Origin of the sequence: Clostridium chromiireducens, from assembly GCF_002029255.1 — a bacterium.
Classification (GTDB): domain Bacteria; phylum Bacillota; class Clostridia; order Clostridiales; family Clostridiaceae; genus Clostridium; species Clostridium chromiireducens.
On record NZ_MZGT01000040.1, the window covers coordinates 16,847 to 36,085 of the forward strand.

General features: G+C 29.3%; 13 protein-coding genes. All 13 read left to right on the forward strand.

Annotation, left to right across the window (positions count from 1 at the left end; translation table 11 throughout):
* The first annotated feature begins 267 nt into the window (after window positions 1–267).
* The 13 genes from CLCHR_RS14730 to CLCHR_RS14790 all read left to right on the forward strand — a co-directional run bounded on the left by CLCHR_RS14730 (window position 268) and on the right by CLCHR_RS14790 (window position 19,171).
* Complete coding sequence (locus CLCHR_RS14730; protein WP_079440599.1) at window positions 268–774, forward strand: hypothetical protein; 507 nt, start codon at window positions 268–270, stop codon at window positions 772–774.
* Between the two features lie 694 nt (window positions 775–1,468).
* Window positions 1,469–2,995, forward strand: coding sequence for a response regulator transcription factor (locus tag CLCHR_RS14735; RefSeq protein ID WP_079440600.1), 1,527 nt, complete (start codon window positions 1,469–1,471; stop codon window positions 2,993–2,995).
* Window positions 2,982–4,718, forward strand: a complete 1,737-nt coding sequence (locus CLCHR_RS14740; protein WP_242966088.1) for a sensor histidine kinase — start codon at window positions 2,982–2,984, stop codon at window positions 4,716–4,718. The genes CLCHR_RS14735 and CLCHR_RS14740 overlap by 14 nt, the downstream gene beginning before the upstream one ends.
* A gap of 218 nt (window positions 4,719–4,936) precedes the next feature.
* The gene (locus CLCHR_RS14745) at window positions 4,937–6,604 is read left to right on the forward strand and encodes a type 2 periplasmic-binding domain-containing protein (protein WP_079440602.1); all 1,668 of its coding nucleotides are present in this window, start codon (window positions 4,937–4,939) and stop codon (window positions 6,602–6,604) included.
* 98 nt (window positions 6,605–6,702) lie between these two features.
* Window positions 6,703–7,593, forward strand: a complete 891-nt coding sequence (locus CLCHR_RS14750; protein ID WP_079440603.1) for an ABC transporter permease — start codon at window positions 6,703–6,705, stop codon at window positions 7,591–7,593.
* Between the two features lie 14 nt (window positions 7,594–7,607).
* Window positions 7,608–8,489, forward strand: a complete 882-nt coding sequence (locus tag CLCHR_RS14755) for a carbohydrate ABC transporter permease (RefSeq protein ID WP_079440604.1) — start codon at window positions 7,608–7,610, stop codon at window positions 8,487–8,489.
* A gap of 295 nt (window positions 8,490–8,784) precedes the next feature.
* Window positions 8,785–9,792 (forward strand): LacI family DNA-binding transcriptional regulator, encoded by a 1,008-nt coding sequence (locus CLCHR_RS14760; protein WP_079440605.1) that lies wholly within the window; start codon window positions 8,785–8,787, stop codon window positions 9,790–9,792.
* A 261-nt stretch (window positions 9,793–10,053) separates the two neighbouring features.
* Window positions 10,054–11,697, forward strand: a complete 1,644-nt coding sequence (locus tag CLCHR_RS14765; protein ID WP_079440606.1) for a glycoside hydrolase family 13 protein — start codon at window positions 10,054–10,056, stop codon at window positions 11,695–11,697.
* 22 nt (window positions 11,698–11,719) lie between these two features.
* Window positions 11,720–12,661: an ROK family glucokinase gene (locus CLCHR_RS14770; protein ID WP_079440607.1), complete on the forward strand. Its 942-nt coding sequence runs from the start codon at window positions 11,720–11,722 to the stop codon at window positions 12,659–12,661.
* 289 nt (window positions 12,662–12,950) lie between these two features.
* On the forward strand, window positions 12,951–15,398 hold the full coding sequence (locus CLCHR_RS14775) for a glycoside hydrolase family 66 protein (RefSeq protein WP_207652322.1): 2,448 nt from the start codon (window positions 12,951–12,953) through the stop codon (window positions 15,396–15,398).
* Between the two features lie 547 nt (window positions 15,399–15,945).
* A complete protein-coding gene (locus CLCHR_RS14780) occupies window positions 15,946–17,259 on the forward strand; it encodes an ABC transporter substrate-binding protein (RefSeq protein WP_079440608.1) in 1,314 nt (437 codons plus the stop codon).
* Between the two features lie 140 nt (window positions 17,260–17,399).
* The gene (locus CLCHR_RS14785) at window positions 17,400–18,266 is read left to right on the forward strand and encodes a carbohydrate ABC transporter permease (protein WP_079440609.1); all 867 of its coding nucleotides are present in this window, start codon (window positions 17,400–17,402) and stop codon (window positions 18,264–18,266) included.
* Window positions 18,266–19,171 (forward strand): carbohydrate ABC transporter permease, encoded by a 906-nt coding sequence (locus CLCHR_RS14790; protein WP_079440610.1) that lies wholly within the window; start codon window positions 18,266–18,268, stop codon window positions 19,169–19,171. Before CLCHR_RS14785 ends, CLCHR_RS14790 begins: the two co-directional genes overlap by 1 nt.
* Window positions 19,172–19,239: the final 68 nt, after the last annotated feature.

Here is a 19,239-nt window from a genome sequence, read left to right on the forward strand (position 1 = left end):
GCTTAATTTAAAGAATGTTCATTATGTTTTAAACTTTATAGAGTAGGATGTCAAGCCAGATTATAACTTCATGGCTAAAGTTGGAACTCAATACGATTTTAAAAAGTAGTAAATAGTAGATGTATTATTTACTACTTTTGTTGTGCTGGAAAATGCGTAAACATAATTTAAATGATGAATAACAAAAAGTTTTTGGTATAATATTCGACTTTATTTTAAGAGTATTTTATAGTATAATTTAATAATAACAGAAAAGGAGTTGGGAATATGGGGCTATTTGAAATTGGAAAACCATTTGAGGATGGGGTGTCACGATATCCAGAAGGAGTAAAATTTGATATAAGAGATAATGAATGCAATTTATTACTTTATGCCGAAGAACCTACAGAAAAAGAGAGACTAACTATAATGAAAGATGATTTGAAATACGGATATTTTAAAGAAGATAACGTAATCGTAATGTTGTTTAGATTTGGAAATCATCAGTGGATAGATATACCTTATTCAGTAAATATGTCGAGAAAAGTAGTTGGACTAAAAGAGATTTCAGAAGTAAGTGGATACTTATTTAATATATATATTATTAATGCTAAAACAGGGATAATAGAGGAAATTAGAACAGTAGAACTTGATCCAATATTTTCTAAAAAATTAAGGGAGGATATAGAGGAACAAAGTAAACTTGGACTCTATGGATTTAGGAGCAAAGTAGATGAGGTTTATAGACAGTTTTCAGTAAAAGCATTAGTTAGCATGTCTAGAGTATTAGTTTAATATAGATATCTAAACTAAAACTTAAAGTTATGTGACAGTTCGCCGAAAGAGAAGGTGCTCTGTTACTCGGTTGCTATAAAAAATAATTGTGGATTTCTAACATTAAAAGTTGTTCCATCCCTGCATGCTCCTGATCTAAAGCGCAGGACAAGCAAGGATGGAACAACTTTTAATGAAGAAATTCCTACAATTATTTTTTAAATGCAACGCTGCGCAAAAGAATATCATTTCTTTCTGGTATGGTATATATTTCAAAGTATAAAGGAAACGATTAACTTGGGAAGATAATAACGAAACTTATGGAGAAAATAAACTTTATGATTATTTCCCGAATCCAGGGTAAACAACTGTAAGTCAAAAGTAAAATATAGATGTATATTATTTAAGTCCCAACGAAGCATAGGTGAATTAATAGTTTTAAACTAGAGCTACACAAATAACAGTATAGATACTTTAAATATACAGTGACGTTTTATTACTTTGAATTGTGATATGGACAAAGAAAAAAATATGTGCTAAATTAATAACATATGTTAAACGATTACGTAAAGTTTTATTATTATTATATAAGATTCAGTTAGTAATTAAAGCTAATGTAATGTTAATTACTAACTGAATCTTATATAATATGTATTTATGATCTACACGATAATAGTTTATTAAAATTTAAAGGAAGATATAGGAGGAAAAATTTATGCTTAAAATCTTAATTGTTGATGATGAATTTATTGAAAGAGATGGCATTATATTTTTAATTAATAAATTTTCTTTTGATTTTGATATAAAAGAGTGTAGTGATGGGGAAGAAGCCTTAAAGTATTTAAAAGAAAATTCAGTTGATATTTTATTTACGGATGTAAAAATGCCATTTATGGATGGATTAGAATTGTCAAAAAGTGCTAAATTAATACATCCGAATTTAAAAATAATAATTTTTAGTGGATTTGGTGAATTTGAATATGCGAAGAAGGCAATAGGCCTTGGAGTAAGTAATTATATCTTAAAACCAATAAATCAGCTGGAATTTAAAAAGACAATAGAAAACGTTATTGAAGAAGTGGTATGGGAAAGGAAAGAAAAACAAAAAAGAGAAATAAGAAGTTTCACTGAAAAAGAGCATGTTCTACTAAAGATAATAAGTGGAACATCAATAGAAAATCTTAGAGAAAGATTTTCTTTGGATGCCTATACAGATTTTATAAATAAGTATAAGAGGATGATTTTGATGGAGTTTGATAATGATTTTTTTCATAATCATCAGGGATTTATAAAGGAAATTCAAAATAATTTAGAAATTAAAGCTGACTATCTAAATTTAAATCCGCAACAAAGTATATTTTTTTTATTTGATTCTGTAGACGAGTCCATATTAAAAAAAATTTGCATAAAAATACATAATAGAATATTAGAAGAATATGAAGTAGATTGTTATTTTGCTATTAGTAATTTATTAACGTCACCTTATTTGATTTCGGAAGAATACTACAATATGGAACACATTATGGAACAACGTTTTTTTATATCTAATAATTGTATTTTTTCTAAAGATTTTGAGATATCATTAGAATCTACAGACGAAAAGTTTGATAATACTATGCTTAAAAATATTGAATATGATATAAAAGTTAAGGATTTCTATGGCCTAAGAACCCATGTCAATGTTCTAATAAAAAAATTTTCGGCAAAGAATGCTTTTTCTCAAATATATGTAAAGTTTATCCTCTCAAGTATTTATCGGAATATACATCAAGAAATGCAAAAGGTAGGCGAAATGGATTTAAATGAGAAAATAGATAAAATTTATTTTTGCAAAACGATACAGGAGATTAGTGATATATTAAATAATATTATAAATAGTATGGAGAAGCGGTTTTCTAAAGAATCTTTAAATAATAGACATGAGATAGAATTGGTAAAATCATATATTTACAAAAACTATGGAGACGATTTATCACTTGATATTTTAGCAGAACACGTATATATGACACCAAGTTATTTAAGCAGTATATTTAAGAAGGAAACAAGTATGGGTATTAATGGCTTTATAAAAAACTATCGTATGGAGAAAGCAAAAGAAATGCTAGAAGATACAAATATTAAAATAAAAGAGATTGGTAATCTTGTGGGATATAGTAATACATCCTATTTTTGTCAAAGTTTTAAAGAGTTCTATGGATTAACACCAGAAAAATATAGACAAAGGGATGATGCTAGTGAATAGATTAAAAAAGTTTTTTCTGAATTTAAAATTTCGGCATAAAATAATTTTGACTTATTTTCTAGTTAGTATTATCCCTATTACTATTTTAGGATTATTTTGTTATGAACAAACAAGATACTTATTATTAAATCAAGAAAAAGAGAACTTAAAAAAATCTTTTTCAGAATCAGTTGCAGAAATCGAAAATTCGGCCAATGTTTATAATAACTTGGCAAATTACACTACATTTAATCCTATGGTTTTAGAAGTGGTTAATTATGATTATAAGAGTTATTACGAAATGTATTATAAATTTCATAATATGTTAGATCCTTATATTGATATGCTTAAGGCATTGCATAATGAGGTACAGCAATTAACGATTTATACTACTAATAATATAGTGAAACATTCAGATTATATAATTCCTATGGATAATATTAAAGACACTGGTTGGTATCAAGAAGTATCAGGTAAATATCAACCTCATTGGTTTGTTAGTGATAAAAAGGATATTTTTTTAGCAGTTCAATTTATAAATAAAAATTATAATAATATACAAAATATTCTCTATGTAAAAATAAATTCTGAGAGTTTTTTTAAATCATTATATAATATATCAAGTTCCAATTGTGGAGTGTATGTTTTAGATAAAAATGGCGAAGTTATATTTGAAAATAAAAATTATGATGGTGAAAATGATTACTTCTTGCCAAGTACTGAATTAAATAAAGGCAAAAAAGATAGTGTAACTTATAATAATAGAAATTATGTTTTAATAAAAAGTGATATAAATAATCTAGGATGGACAGTGTATCTTTATAAACCTATAAATTTAATTGTAGAGTCATCGAAAAATATTATTTATACTGTTTATTTAATAGTGGGAATCTGTTTTTTACTAATTTTAGTGGTAGGGTACTGGCTTTCATATATAATAGTAAATCGCATTGAAAGATTAACTAAAAATATGAAAGAAATGGATATGGAACATTTAGATGTTACGGTAAAGAGTGATTCAGAAGATGAAATTGGTATTTTAATTAATAGTTTTCACAGGCTTATTGTAAAAATAAAGACTTTGATACAAGAAGTTTATAAAAGTGAAATAGCTAGAAGAAAATATGAGATGAAAGCATTACAGGCTCAAATAAATCCACATTTTCTTTATAATAGTCTCTCTCTAATTAATTGGAAGGCAATTAGATCAGGAGAAGATGAGATTAGTGAAATGGCTCAATTACTATCAACATTTTATAGGACATCATTAAATAAAGGCAGCAGTGTGATATCAGTAGAAAATGAATTAAATAACACAGAGGCATATATTAAAATTCAAGTTATGATGCACAATTATAATTTTGATGTGAATTTTGATATTGATGATAAAGTCAAAGAATATTATACGATTAACTTATTGTTGCAGCCACTAGTTGAAAATGCAATATTACATGGTATCGATGAAAAAAGGAATAACAGAGGAATGCTGAGAATATCTGCAAAGCAAATAGAAAAAGATATTATATTTGAGGTAGAAGATAATGGAGTAGGAATGGAGCCAGAAATGTGTGAAAAAATTTTAACTACTAAAACAAAAGGATATGGAGTAAAAAACGTGTATGATAGAATAAAACTTACTTATGGTGAAAACTGTGATTTGAAATTTATAAGTATATTAAATGAGAAAACTGTTGCCATAATGCGTATTCCTATAGAAAAGGATAAAAATAAATTTAATGAATAGCCTATAATCAGCTGTTTGAAAATAGATATAGAAATTCTATTTTTAAACAGCTGATTTTTATGTAGTTGTTTTCAGGTTCATAAAAAACTTGCATAAATCAAAAATCTTTAGTATATTCGAATAATTTGTTGAGTGCTATAATTTCAATATAAATTACTTAACCAAAGCTAGTTACAGTTAAAGTATTATTTATTTCAATAAAATTAGGAGGCTATGGTATGTTAAAAAGAAACTTAATGAAAAGGATAACAACCTTTGGGATAACAGCTATTATGTTAACTACATTCTTTGTAGGATGTGGAAATAAAAGTGGTACAACTGCAAATGAAACAAGTAGTAAGTCTGAGGCTGCAACTACTCCATATGGAAAATATGAGCAATTAATAACTTATACAATAGGTAAAAATACACCTGGAAGTCCACGTCTTCCAGAAGGAGATACTTTTGAAAATAATGCATATACAAGGTATCTAAAAGATGTATTAAATGTTCAAAATAAAGATGAATTTGAAGCAGCAAATGGAGATCCATATGATCAAAAAGTATCAATGGCAGTTGCTACTGGTGATCTTCCTGATATCATGAAAGTTGATGCAACAACATTAAAACAGTTAGTTGATGGTGATATGATAGCAGATTTAACTGATGTTTACAAAAATTGTGCTACAGATAAAATTAAAAAAATGTACGATTCATATAATGGAAGAGCATTGGAAAGTGCTAAATTTGATGGAAAACTTATGGCTTTACCATCTACTCAATGTGCTAATGTACCAACAATGTTATGGGTTAGACAAGATTGGATGGATAAACTAAGTTTACAAGCACCTAAGAGTATGGATGATGTTGAAAATATTCTTCAACAATTTGTAACAAAAGATCCAGGTAATAATGGTGCTGGAAAAACAATTGGTCTAGTGTCAGCCGCTAATATAGGTGGAGTTTATGGAGGATTATTCCAAATGGATAATGTTTTGGGTATGTATAATGCATTCCCAGGACAATGGATTAAAGAAGATGGGAAAGTAGTATTTGGATCTACAACTAGCAATATGAAAAAAGGATTAGCGAAGGTTTCTGAAATGTTTAAAAAGGGTTTAATTGATCCACAAATGGCAGTAAGACAAGGTGATGATGTTACTTCACTTATTGTTAATGGACAAGCAGGCGCATTTTTTGGACCATGGTGGGCACCAGATTATCCATTAAATGATGCTAAAAAGCTAAATCCAGATGCAAAATGGGTTCCTTATGTAATACCAACAAATGCAGATGCCTCTTATACAACTTATACACAAAATCCAGCAAGTGAATTTTATGTTGTTAGAAAAGGATTTGAACATCCAGAATTATTAGTAAAAATAGCAAGTGTTATTAATGATAAGATGGTATATGAAGATTATGGAAAACAAGAACTTATGGACTATATCAAAAAAGGTGTAGATTCAGGTGTAAGACCAGTAAATATACTTATTAATGATTATAATGCAACAATCGATATGTATAAAAACATTGATTTAGCACTTAAAGGAGAAAAAGATCCAGAATCTTTAGGAGCTGATAAGGGAAATTATGAAAAATGTAAAGATTATTTGGCAAATCCAAATTCTCCAAGTGCTGATGCATGGAGTGGATATACTTCAAGAATGATTTCTCCAAAACTAATGAGCGAAACTAAAGTAAATGAAGTTAATCCTGTATTTTTCGGACAAACAAAGAGCATGAAATTGAAATGGGCAAATTTACAAAAGTTACAAGATGAAACTTTCTTAAAAATAGTAACAGGAGAAGCGTCAATAGATTCATTTGATGATTTCGTTGCAACTTGGAAGAGTACTGGCGGTGAAGAAATTACAAAAGAAGTTGAAGAAGCTATAAAAAAATAAAATAATAACATTTTAACAGGTTGAATGAAACGAGTATTTGAGTTCAACCTGCTAACAAGAAAATGTATATTTTCATTAAGAGAAAGGAAGGGAAGTTAATGGAAAAAGGGAAGAAGCAGCTAAGTTATCATCTTATGCTAGCACCAGGTATGATATTTTTGATAATATTTAGCTTTATTCCAATGTTTGGAATAATAATGGCCTTTCAAGAGTATTTGCCGGCAAAAGGAATATTAGGATCCAAGTGGGTTGGACTTGATAATTTCAAATATATGATTCAAATACCAGACAGTATGAATATTTTAAGAAATACATTAGTAATTGCTATAGGAAAGATCATTTTAAGTACTATAGTTCCAATAACATTTGCATTACTTTTAAATGAGATAAGAAAAAAATGGGCAAAAAAAACAATTCAAACTATTGTATATTTACCTCATTTTCTGTCATGGGCAGTTTTAGCTGTAGTAGTAGCTAATATTTTCTCATATGAAGGACCAGTTAATTCGTTTTTAAAAATATTTGGATATGAACCAACTCTATTCTTAGCAAGTAATACTTGGTTTAGATCTATATTAATAGGTACAGATGTATGGAAAGAATTTGGTTATGGATCAATTGTATATTTAGCAGCACTGACAGGTATTGATTCAGGATTATATGAAGCGGCTGCTATGGATGGAGCAAATAGATTTAGGCAGTTAATACATGTAACATTACCAGGTATAATGCCTATAATTATGCTTATGACAGCAATGAATTTAGGAAATATTTTAAATGCGGGCTTTGATCAAGTATTTAATTTATATAATCCAATTGTCTACCAAACAGCGGATATTATTGATACATATGTTTATCGTGTAGGCTTAGTTGGAATGCAATATAGTTTTGCAACAGCAGTAGGATTATTAAAATCAGTAGTTGGGTGTATATTATTGTTATCTGCTAATAAATTATCTCAAAAGCTTGCAAATATGCAAATTTTCTAAAGGAGGGAATTATTATGTTGAAGTCAAAAAGTTTTGGAAGTAAGCTGGCAGATGTAGTTATATGGAGTATTATATTGCTACTTACAGCAGCTTGTTTATTTCCTCTTATAAATATGGTAGCTATTTCTTTTAGTAATAAGTCAGCAGCAGCAGGAAATTTAGTCGGATTACTTCCTGTAGATTTTAATTTAGCCTCTTATAAGACATTATTGCAAGAAGGACAGTTTTGGCGTTCTTTTGGAATTTCTGTATTAAGAGTTGTTCTTGGAACAGCATTAAATTTAATATTGGTAGTACTAATGGCATATCCTTTATCAAAAAGTAAACGAGAATTTCGATTAAGAAATGTTTATATGAATTTAATGATATTTGCCATGTTATTTTCTGGAGGTATGATACCAATATTCATTACTGTAAAAAATCTACATTTATTAGATTCTATTTGGTCATTAATTTTACCAGGGGCAGTACCTATATTTAACGTAATATTATTAATGAATTTTTTTAAAAGTGTGCCAAAATCATTGGAAGAAGCAGCAGAATTAGAAGGATGCAGTAAATGGCAGATTTTATTTAAAATATATGTTCCTATTTCTCTTCCAGCATTGGCAACAATATCTTTGTTTAGTATTGTTGGACATTGGAATGACTTTTTTAGTGGATTATTATATATAAATAAAGCAGTAAATTATCCATTGCAAACTTATATACAACAGTTAACAGTGGATATTACAAAAGTAACAAATCCAGCACAATTGCAAAGTCTTGCAGATATTTCTAATAAGACATTAAATTCTGCAAAAATTGTTGTTTCAACTATTCCATTATTAATTATTTACCCATTCCTACAAAAGTATTTTGTTACAGGTATGGTTATGGGTTCTGTTAAAGAATAGATTTATTACGGATAGAAAATGAATGATAAATTAGGGTAGCTTTTCAAAAATATTATGTTAATATAAGTTGTGGAACGTATGAATAATGGACCTGCAAGTATGAAAAATAACCTTATAATTATATGGAATGACAAGTATTGAATGTGAAAACAGTAAGAGAAAAAGAAGTAAGTAAAATAAGAGAAGAATCTAATAAGACCAATTATATTTACAATAAAGCAATAGACATATGAAAGAAAATATGATATATTCAATACAGAGTTAACCGTTTACGTTAAATTGAAGGAGAATTCATATGAAGGCAACTATTAAAGATGTGGCTGTTAAGGCCAACGTTTCAGTGGCAACTGTATCTAGAGTAGTAAATGAACTTGATGGATATAGTGAAGAAACTAAAGAACGAGTTCTAGAAGCTATAAAAGAGTTGGGATATCAAAGGAATGCTATAGCAAGGGGATTAGTAACTAAGAGTACTAATACAATTGGAGTATTAATTCCAATTGTTTCTGCATACTTTTATGCTGAAGTATTAAATGGAATAGAAGATAGGGCAAATAAACATGGGTATGGAATATTTCTTTGTAACACTGGAGTAAATGGTGTTAGAGCAGAAAGTTATATAAAAATGCTAGGGGAACGTCAAGTTGATGCAATTATTATTGTTAGTTTAGCAATGACTGAAGAATATTATTATTTATTAAATTCATTAAAAATACCTTATATTTTAGTGTCTACTTTGTCATATAAGTATAAAATACCATATATAAAGGTGGATGATCAACAAGCAGCGTATACAGCGACTCAATATTTAATAGAAAATGGACATAAAAAAATAGCATTAATAAGTGGTTATAGAGAAGATAAAATAGCCGGTATGCCAAGAATAAATGGATATATGAATGCATTACAAGATTATGATTTAGAAGTAACTGAAAGATTAATAAAATACGGAGATTTTACGTATGATAGCGGACTCAGATGTATGGAAGAGCTTCTAAAGGAAAAAGATAAGTTTACAGCTATATTTGCAACAAGTGATGAAATGGCTATGGCAGCTTTATCAGTTATGCATAAAAATAAAATTGAAGTTCCTGAAGACATATCTATTATAGGTTATGACAATACATTAATAGCTCAAATGAGTAATCCGCCATTAACAACTATAGCTCAACCACTTCATGAAATGGGTGAAAAAGCTATGGAGAGAATATTAGACATGCTTGAAACCGGGAAAAGTGGAGATAATATAATACTGCCACATAAAGTTATTGAAAGAGATACAGTAAAATTACTAAAAGAATAGTAATTTTACTTTTAACACTTACGTAAGCGTTTAAGTAGAACAATTTATATAATAAATATACTTGAATACGTATATAAAATTATGGCAAATGTTTTATAAGAATTTAAACAAAGGTGGTTAAAAGAGAAAAATATAAAAATGTTATTATTACTAGTTACAGATTTATTTGGTTCAGTGGATAATATAAAAAAATATGTTTCAAAAATTTGAAACAGACAATTATAAAAGAATAGATAAGAAATATATTAAATGGAGGAAATTATGAACAAAGAATGGTGGAAGGAAAGCGTAGTTTATCAAGTATATCCAAGGAGTTTTAATGATTCTAACGGCGATGGGATTGGAGATATAAGGGGCATTATAGAAAAGCTAGATTATTTAAAGGAATTAGGAATAGATGTGATTTGGCTATCTCCAGTATATAAATCACCAAATGATGACAATGGATATGATATAAGTGATTATGAAGATATAATGGATGACTTTGGGACGATGGAAGATATGGATGAGCTTATTAAAGAAGGAAAGAAGAGAGGCATAAAAATTCTTATGGATTTAGTTGTTAATCATACTTCTGATGAGCATAGCTGGTTTATTGAAGCGAGAAAATCAAAGGATAATCCATATAGAGACTATTATGTATGGAGGAGTCCAGTAGATGGAAAAGAACCAAATGATTTAAAGTCAACATTTAGTGGAAGTGCATGGAAATATGATGAAGCCTCAGGTCAATATTATTTACATTTATTTAGTAAAAAACAGCCAGATTTAAACTGGGAAAACGAAGAAATGCGTAATAAAGTCTATGATATGATGAATTTTTGGATTGATAAAGGTATTGGCGGCTTCAGGATGGATGTTATTGAACTTATAGGTAAGATTCCAGATGAGAAAATAAAAGAAAATGGTCCCAAGCTTCATGAATATATTAAAGAAATGAATGAAAAGACTTTTGGAAATAAGAATTTATTAACAGTTGGAGAAGCTTGGTGTTCTAATCCAGAAATCGCAAAACAATACTCAAATCCGGATGGAAGCGAACTTAGCATGGTATTTCAATTTGAACATATTTTGCTAGATCAACAACCAGATAAAGAAAAGTGGGATTTAAAGCCGTTAGAATTATTGGATTTAAAGAAGGCTTTATCAAGATGGCAGGTAGAATTAGAGGGTACAGGTTGGAATAGTTTGTTCTGGAATAATCATGATGTACCAAGAATAGTTTCAAGATGGGGAAACGATAAAGAATATAGAATAGAGAGTGCAAAAATGCTTGCAACACTATTACATGGAATGAAGGGAACTCCATATATATATCAGGGTGAAGAACTTGGTATGACAAACATAAGATTTGATGATTTAAGTGATTATAAAGATATAGAAACTCTTAATATGTACAATGAAAGAATAGAACAAGGCTATAATCATGAAGATATAATGCAGTCTATATATACAAAGGGTAGAGATAATGCACGTACTCCAATTCAATGGGATGATAGTGAAAATGCAGGCTTTACAACTGGAGAGCCGTGGATAAAAGTAAATCCTAATTATAAAGAAATAAATGCTAAATCACAATTAAGTGATGAAAATTCTATATTCAATTATTATAAAAAGTTAATTAAAATCAGAAAATCTAATCCTGTAGTTATACATGGAGAATATAAATTAATTTTAGAAGAAAATAATGAAGTATTTGCATATACAAGAACTTTTGAAAATGAAAAATTACTAGTAGTATGTAATTTTACAGGGAATAAAACAAAGTTTCTTCTTGAAGAACAAATTGAATTTAAATCTAGAGAACTTTTAATTTCTAACTATAATTCTGATGTATACGAGCCAATAGATAATATAGAACTTAGACCATATGAAGCAAAAATTTATAAATTTATATTAGATTAAAGTCTTAAAAGGAGCAGTATAAATGAAAGATTATATAATAGGTGTAGATATTGGTGGGACAACCGTTAAACTTGGCTTATTTAAGGCTCAAGGAGAGTTGTTAGATAAGTGGGAGATTAAAACAAGAAAAGAGCATCAGGGCAGATATATTCTAAAAGATATTGTAGAAACACTTGAAAATAAGCTAAGAGAAAACAATATTTTGAAGGAGAATGTGTTAGGTGTAGGAATAGGGATACCAGGACCAGTTAAAGATGATGGAACAGTGCTTAAATGCGTGAATCTTGGATGGGATATTTTTAATATAGTAGAAGAGGTAAATAAATTAATAAAATTACCTATTAAAGTTGGAAATGATGCTAATGTTGCTGCACTTGGAGAGATGTGGCAAGGTGGAGGAAAAGGATATAAAAACATTGTAATGATAACGCTAGGAACTGGTGTTGGTGGTGGAATTGTTATTGATGGCAAAATAATACCTGGATCTCATGGTGCAGGAGGAGAAATTGGCCATATTAAAGTTTCGAAGGATGAAAAAGAATACTGTGGATGTGGAAGAAAGGGATGCCTAGAACAGTATGCATCTGCAACAGGAATTGTTAATTTAGCGAATAAGGCTCTAAATGATATAAATATTAAATCTAAGTTGAGAGAATTTGAATGTATATCAGCAAAAGATATATTTGATTCCGCAAAATCAGGAGATGAATTAGCACTAATATTAGTAAATGATTTTAGTGTTAATTTAGGAAAAGCTTTAGCAAATATTTCATGTGTTATTGATCCAGACGTATTTGTAATTGGCGGAGGTGTATCAAAAAGCGGTAATGCTTTAATTGACAATATTGCTAATTGCTTTAAAGAAAGTGCATTTCATGCATCAAGAGATACTAAGTTTGAACTAGCAAAGCTAGGAAATGATGCTGGAATATATGGAGCTGCAAAATTAATTTGTGAATCTTAGTTAGATATATGACATCAGGTAGTTTTAAGAAAAGAGAAAATCTATCTGTTGTTTATTCCTAATCTTCAGTAAACGTTTAATGAGTTGAAATGAAATATTCCAACTACTCTTTGAAAAGTAGTTTATTATATAGTCTAGTAAATGTAGTATTGTCAAAAAAATTAATACACCAAAATGAACCTAACGCAAAAGGGTGTTGATTATTTAAATTGCATAAGAGGAATTATATAGAAATCAATAAGCATATTGAGAAATTTAAATGAAATGGGGGGAGTATGGTTATATATTCATGTTATTGATACCTATATATTTAAGTACAACTGATAATTCATTTTTAGAGTTAATTACAAAGTATGAGAAATATTTAATAATAAGAATGAAGGGATGTATAGTTGTGAAAAAGGAGAGGAAAAAATTAAAAGTAATACAGAGTGTATTATTAGCTCTGACAGTAACTATGTCAAGTGCATTTATTGAGGGAATTCCAGTGTCAGCAGCATCTTCTACTACAGGCAAAATGATTAGAGACTTAAATACCGATAAAGCTATGTATAATCCAGGCGACAAAGTAACTATTTATATGGATGTTACAAATAACTCAGGAAAAGATGTTACTAATGGAAAAGTTACATTTAACTTTAAACATCTTGAAAAAGATGTAAGTTTGTCGCAAACAGTATCATATTCAGCTAAGACTGGAGGAACTACTTCTACTCCAGTAGTTTGTAATTGGACAGTTCCGAATGATAACTTCAAGGGATATCTTGTACAAGCTATATGTAAAGATGAAAATGGAATTGTTTTAGATACTGAAACTGTTGGTGTTGATGTATCATCAGGTTGGACAAAGTTCCCACGTTATGGATATTTAACAAAGTTTGAGGAACATACAGATACAAGAAATGCCATATGGACACTTAAGAATTACCACATTAATGGGTTACAGTATTATGATGCTCAATATAGGCATCATAAACCAGCTTCAGATAATACTGAAGTTTGGGATGACTGGGCAGGAAGAAAAATCTATGGTAATACAATTCGAAGTTATATTTCTTCAGCGAAACAAGCCAATATGGTAAATATGCAATATAACATGATTTATGCTGCAACATCAAATAGTACTAATGGAAGCAATTATTGGGATGATGGTGTTCATGAAGACTGGGGTTTATGGTACTCAGAAAATAACTCAAATGTAGATAAGAGAGGGCAAAGGTTTACCTTTTTTATGTCTGATACTCCTACAGGAGATAGTACATTATACTTCTTTAATCCGTGGAATAAGGGATGGCAAGATTATATCCTTGCGCAAGAAAACAAATCACTGAATGCTCTTGGGTATGATGGATGGCATGGAGATACAGTAGGTGAATGGGGTGAAATGAAAACAGCAGATGGGCATTATGTATATGTAAAAGATACATATACAGATTTTTTAAATGCAGCTAAACAGGCACTTGGAAACAAATATGTAATGATGAATCCAGTTGGAGCACAAGGAATAGAGAATGTGAATAAGAGCAATGTTGATGTTCTTTATACTGAAATTTGGCCATGGGATCGTGATAGTGAAGGAGTTCAATACAGCACATATAGTGCTTTAAAGAAAGAAGTTGAACAATCAAGAAAAGAAAGTAATGGTAAATCACTAATTGTTCCAGCTTATATGCAAAAAGATTATGGTATAGCACATCCAGGATCTTATTTTAATACAGGTGCTGTTATTTTAACTGATGCAGCTATATATTCAGCAGGTGGATCTCGTCTAGAGTTAGGTGATAATGGTAAAATGCTCAATCATGAATATTTCCCAGCCGAAAACTTAAAAATGAATGATGAATTAGTAGGCCGTGAACGTAATATGTATGACTTTATAGTTGCTTATGAAAATCTATTGAGAGATGGACAAAGTGAAACTAATAATGGTGTATACGTTTATGATCGCCAAGCAAGTAGGAATGATGATGCAGGAAGCATATGGTATAATACTAAAATTGATAGTAAGTATCAAATAATTCAAATGGTTAACTTAATTGGTGTAAACAACAACGAGTGGAGAAATGACGATTACAGTGATAAGATACCAGATACACAAACAAATGTAAAAGTTAAATATTATTACACAGGAGATGTAAACTCTGTTTATGTAGCATCACCAGACCCAGCTTATAATTGTGAGACAAGATCTCTTAAAATTGAAAAGAAATCATCTGATGATGCAGGTAATTATATAGAATTTACAGTTCCAACATTAGAGTATTGGGATATGATTTATATGACTGGAGATGAACCAGATGGTGGGGATGAATTAGGAAATAACAGTAGATTGATTAATAGTGGATTTGAAAGTGGGGACTTAAATGGATGGACAGCAACAGGAACAAATGTTGGGGTTGATAACAATGATGCTCAAGAAGGAAACTATAAATGTTATTTTTGGAGTAACGAAGCATATAATCAAAAAATAGAGCAAACATTAAGTGGCTTAGAAAATGGAATTTATACAATAAAAGCAAAGGTAAAACAAAATACAGGTAACTCTATATTAAGTAGAATGGAACTAACAGAGTTTGGTGGTGGTGCTGTGTATACAGATATACCACATGGTGATTTATATGTAGAAATCACAGGAACTGCACAAGTTACAAATGGAAAACTTAATATAGCATTTTACCAAGCGGCGCCGGGAAATACAAATTTAGAGATTGACAATGTTACATTGATATTAGAATAATATATCATTAAGCAACAATATTAAGTAATGAAAATATAACTTTTCTAGTCATACTATATACAGTAGATTATAGTAAATAGGAACTTAATGGAATGATAAGTACATTTGTCATATGTTAAAAAATAAGAATATTTATAATTTAATATACAATTATTGAAAATATATCTATAAAAAGAAAAATATGGTGTAGACAAATAGGAATCAAAGTGGTATATTTAAAATGTACTTAATCGTTTACTGAGGTAAATAGAAAAAATACTAATTTCAGTAGTATAAATATTAAAATCAATTCTTGTATCTTGCAGTATATAGGCGAGTGTTAATTACTAGTGTTTACGTAAAAGCTTAACCAATATAACATCTAGGAAAAAGTTTAAGCAAGTTTTAAAATTAAAATTTATTATGACATAGCAAAAATATGTTTTGTTCATATATCTCTTTTATTTCAAATTGTATATAGGATTACAAACTTACTATGACATTTGTGTAAAGGATATCAATGTTCAGATAAATAAAAAATAAAATAATTCTAATAGGGGGTACTTTTATGAAAATTAAAAAGATACTAGCAGCAACTTTAACAGCTACATTATTTAGTAGTGCAATGATTGGATGTGGAGGTTCAACCAGTGTTAGCACAACAGATTCAAGTAAGAATGATGGAGCAGGAAAAACAATAAATGTATTTCAAATGAAAGTTGAAATTAACGATGCTCTGCAACAGCTAGCTAAAAAGTATGAAGAAGAAACAGGAGTAAAAGTTAACGTAACTTCTGTAGGTGGTGGTGCAGACTATGGTGCATCATTAAAAGCAGAATTCCAAAAGGAAACAGAACCAGATATATTTGTTGTTCAAGGAGCTGGAGATTACACTACGTATAAAGATAAGATTGATGACTTAAGTTCAGAACCTTGGGTAAAAAATGCAGTTAAAGGTACACTTGATAGCTTAACTGTTGATGGCAAGATATATGCTATGCCAGCTGCAACAGAAGGATATGGAATTATGTATAACAAGGAAATACTAGATAAGGCGGGAATTGATCCGAAATCTATTGATACTTTTGATAAATTAAAAGCAGCTTTTGAAACTTTAGATAGTAAGAAAGCAGAACTTGGACTTGATAATGTTATATCATATACAACAAAAGAAACTTGGGTTACTGGAATGCACTCATTTAATATTCCATTAGCAGCACAAAAAGATGCAAGACAATTTACTAAAGATTATATAGCTGGAAAAGTTAATGTAACTACTAATGAGCAATTTAAGAATTGGATGAACTTAATTGAGTTATTTGTTAAGTATGGCGGTGGTAAAGCACTAGATACTATAGATTATAGTACTCAAGTTGGTAATTTTGCATTAGGAAAAACTGCATTTATGCAACAAGGTAACTGGACTGCATCAGATTTAGGTAATTTAGGGGCTGATTTTGATAAAGGATTTATTCCAATGTGCATTAATAATGATCCAGCAGTAAGTGGATCTATTCCGGTTGGTGTTCCGATGTATTGGGCTATAAATAAAGGTTCTTCAGTAAATAAAGAAGCTAGAGACTTCTTGAATTGGATGGTTACTAGTCAAACTGGTCAAGAAGCGTTAGTTAAAGATATGAACATGATTCCAGCATTCACGAATTTTACTGTTGAAAGTGATAACCCATTGAATAAATCAATTAATGAATATAACAAGGCTGGAAAAACTATTCCATGGTGCTTCAGTGATCTACCAGATGGTTTTGCTCTTGATTCTATAGCACCTATATTTTCTACTTATGCAGGAAGTGATTTAGGAGATGGTGCTAAACAAGCAATGCTTAAATCAATTCAAGAAGCACCTGCAAAATTTAAAAAATAAAAATTAAATAAAAAGTAATGTGGATATATTCTAAACTTTTCTTATAAGGTTTTGGAGTATGTCCCATTATTAAGAAGTATTAAGGAGAAATAAATATATTAGATGGTCGTATAGTAATAACAGTAGAGAGGAGAAGAAATATGAGCAAAAAATCAAGGGATACACGAGACTTCTGGCTTTTTGTAGGGCCATGTCTATTTGCACTTATAATGGTAGTAATGATTCCGTTTATAATCGGTATATACTATACATTCACTAATTGGAATGGAGCTAATACTAATTATGATTTTGTTGGAATTAGTAACTATGTAGGTTTAGTTAAAGATAAACAATTTCTATATTCTTTTGGAATTACAATAATATATACATTTGCTAGTGTAATTACAATAAATATAATAGGTTTTGGTTTAGCATATATAGTAACAAGGAATTTGAAAACTAAAAACTTTTTAAGAACTGGTTTCTTTATGCCAAACTTAATTGGAGGATTAATATTAGGTTTTATATGGCAATTCATGTTTAATTCAGTATTCACTGGAGTAGGTAAAGACTTAGGAAATACTATACTTTCTACATCACTTCTTCAAGGAACCTCAACAGCAATATTAGCAATGCTTATTGTTTCAACATGGCAATATGCTGGATATATAATGGTTATATATGTATCAGCACTTGAAAATGTACCTCATGATTTAATAGAAGCAGCACATATAGATGGAGCTAATGGATTGCAAACATTTAAAAACATAACAATACCTATGGTAAGACAAGGGATAACAGTATGTTTATTTTTAACTCTATCAAATTCATTTAAAATATTTGATTTAAATTTTTCATTAACGCCATTAAAGACAACTGAAATGTTAGCTCTAAATATATATAAAGAAGCATTTGTAACCAATAATATGGGAATAGGACAGGCAAAAGCTATTATATTCTTTATACTTGTGACAGGTATTTCACTAACACAAGTGTACTTTAATAAGAAAAAGGAGGTAGAAGCATAATGGAAGTTAATAGAGGTGTTGAAACTCCTTTGGTAAATAATAACAGAAAAATAAAAAGACTAAATACACTAGACAGTTATAATGGAAAACTTAAATTATTAGAAGTACTTATATGGGGATTCTTAATAATTTATATTATACCATTTTACTTAATGTTTATAAATTCATTTAAGACAAGAAGAGAAATATTTGCTGATACAACAGGATTACCTAGTGTATTCAACATCAGTAATTATACAGATGCAGCAGCTAGAATGGATTTTCTACATGCATTTACTAATTCAATAATAATAACTGTATTTAGTGTAGGTTTAATAGTTTTATTTTCTTCAATGGCAGCTTGGACTTTAGTTCGTGATGAAAGTAAAAAGAGTAAGGTAATATTCTACTTATTTGTTTCAGGAATGGTTGTACCGTTTCAAGCAGTTATGTTACCACTTATAAAGTGGATGTCTCAAATTTCATTTGGGCCATTTAAAATGCTAGGGACACACTATGGAATTATATTCATGTATATAGGCTTTGGAGCAGCTATGAGTGTATTCTTATACCATGGATTTATTAAAGGTATACCAAAAGAAGTTGAAGAAGCTGCAATCATAGATGGATGTAGTAAATGGAAAACATATACAAAAGTAGTTTTGCCATTATTGAAATCGACTACTGTTACAGTAGCAGTTTTAAATAGTATTTGGATATGGAATGATTTCTTGCTGCCTTTTTTAACTATAAACGGAAAAATAAATACAATACCACTTGCTATGAATAATTTCTTTGGTGCATTTTCAAAGCAATGGGAACTTGCTATGGCAGCTTTAATTATGGCAGTCATCCCTATAATAATATTCTATTTCTTCGTTCAGAAACAAATTATTGCAGGTATTGTTCAAGGATCAATTAAGTAAGATTAAAAATTTATAACTCTACAGTTGTATTAGAAGAAAATATAGGATTGTACAAGGACGTTAAATAA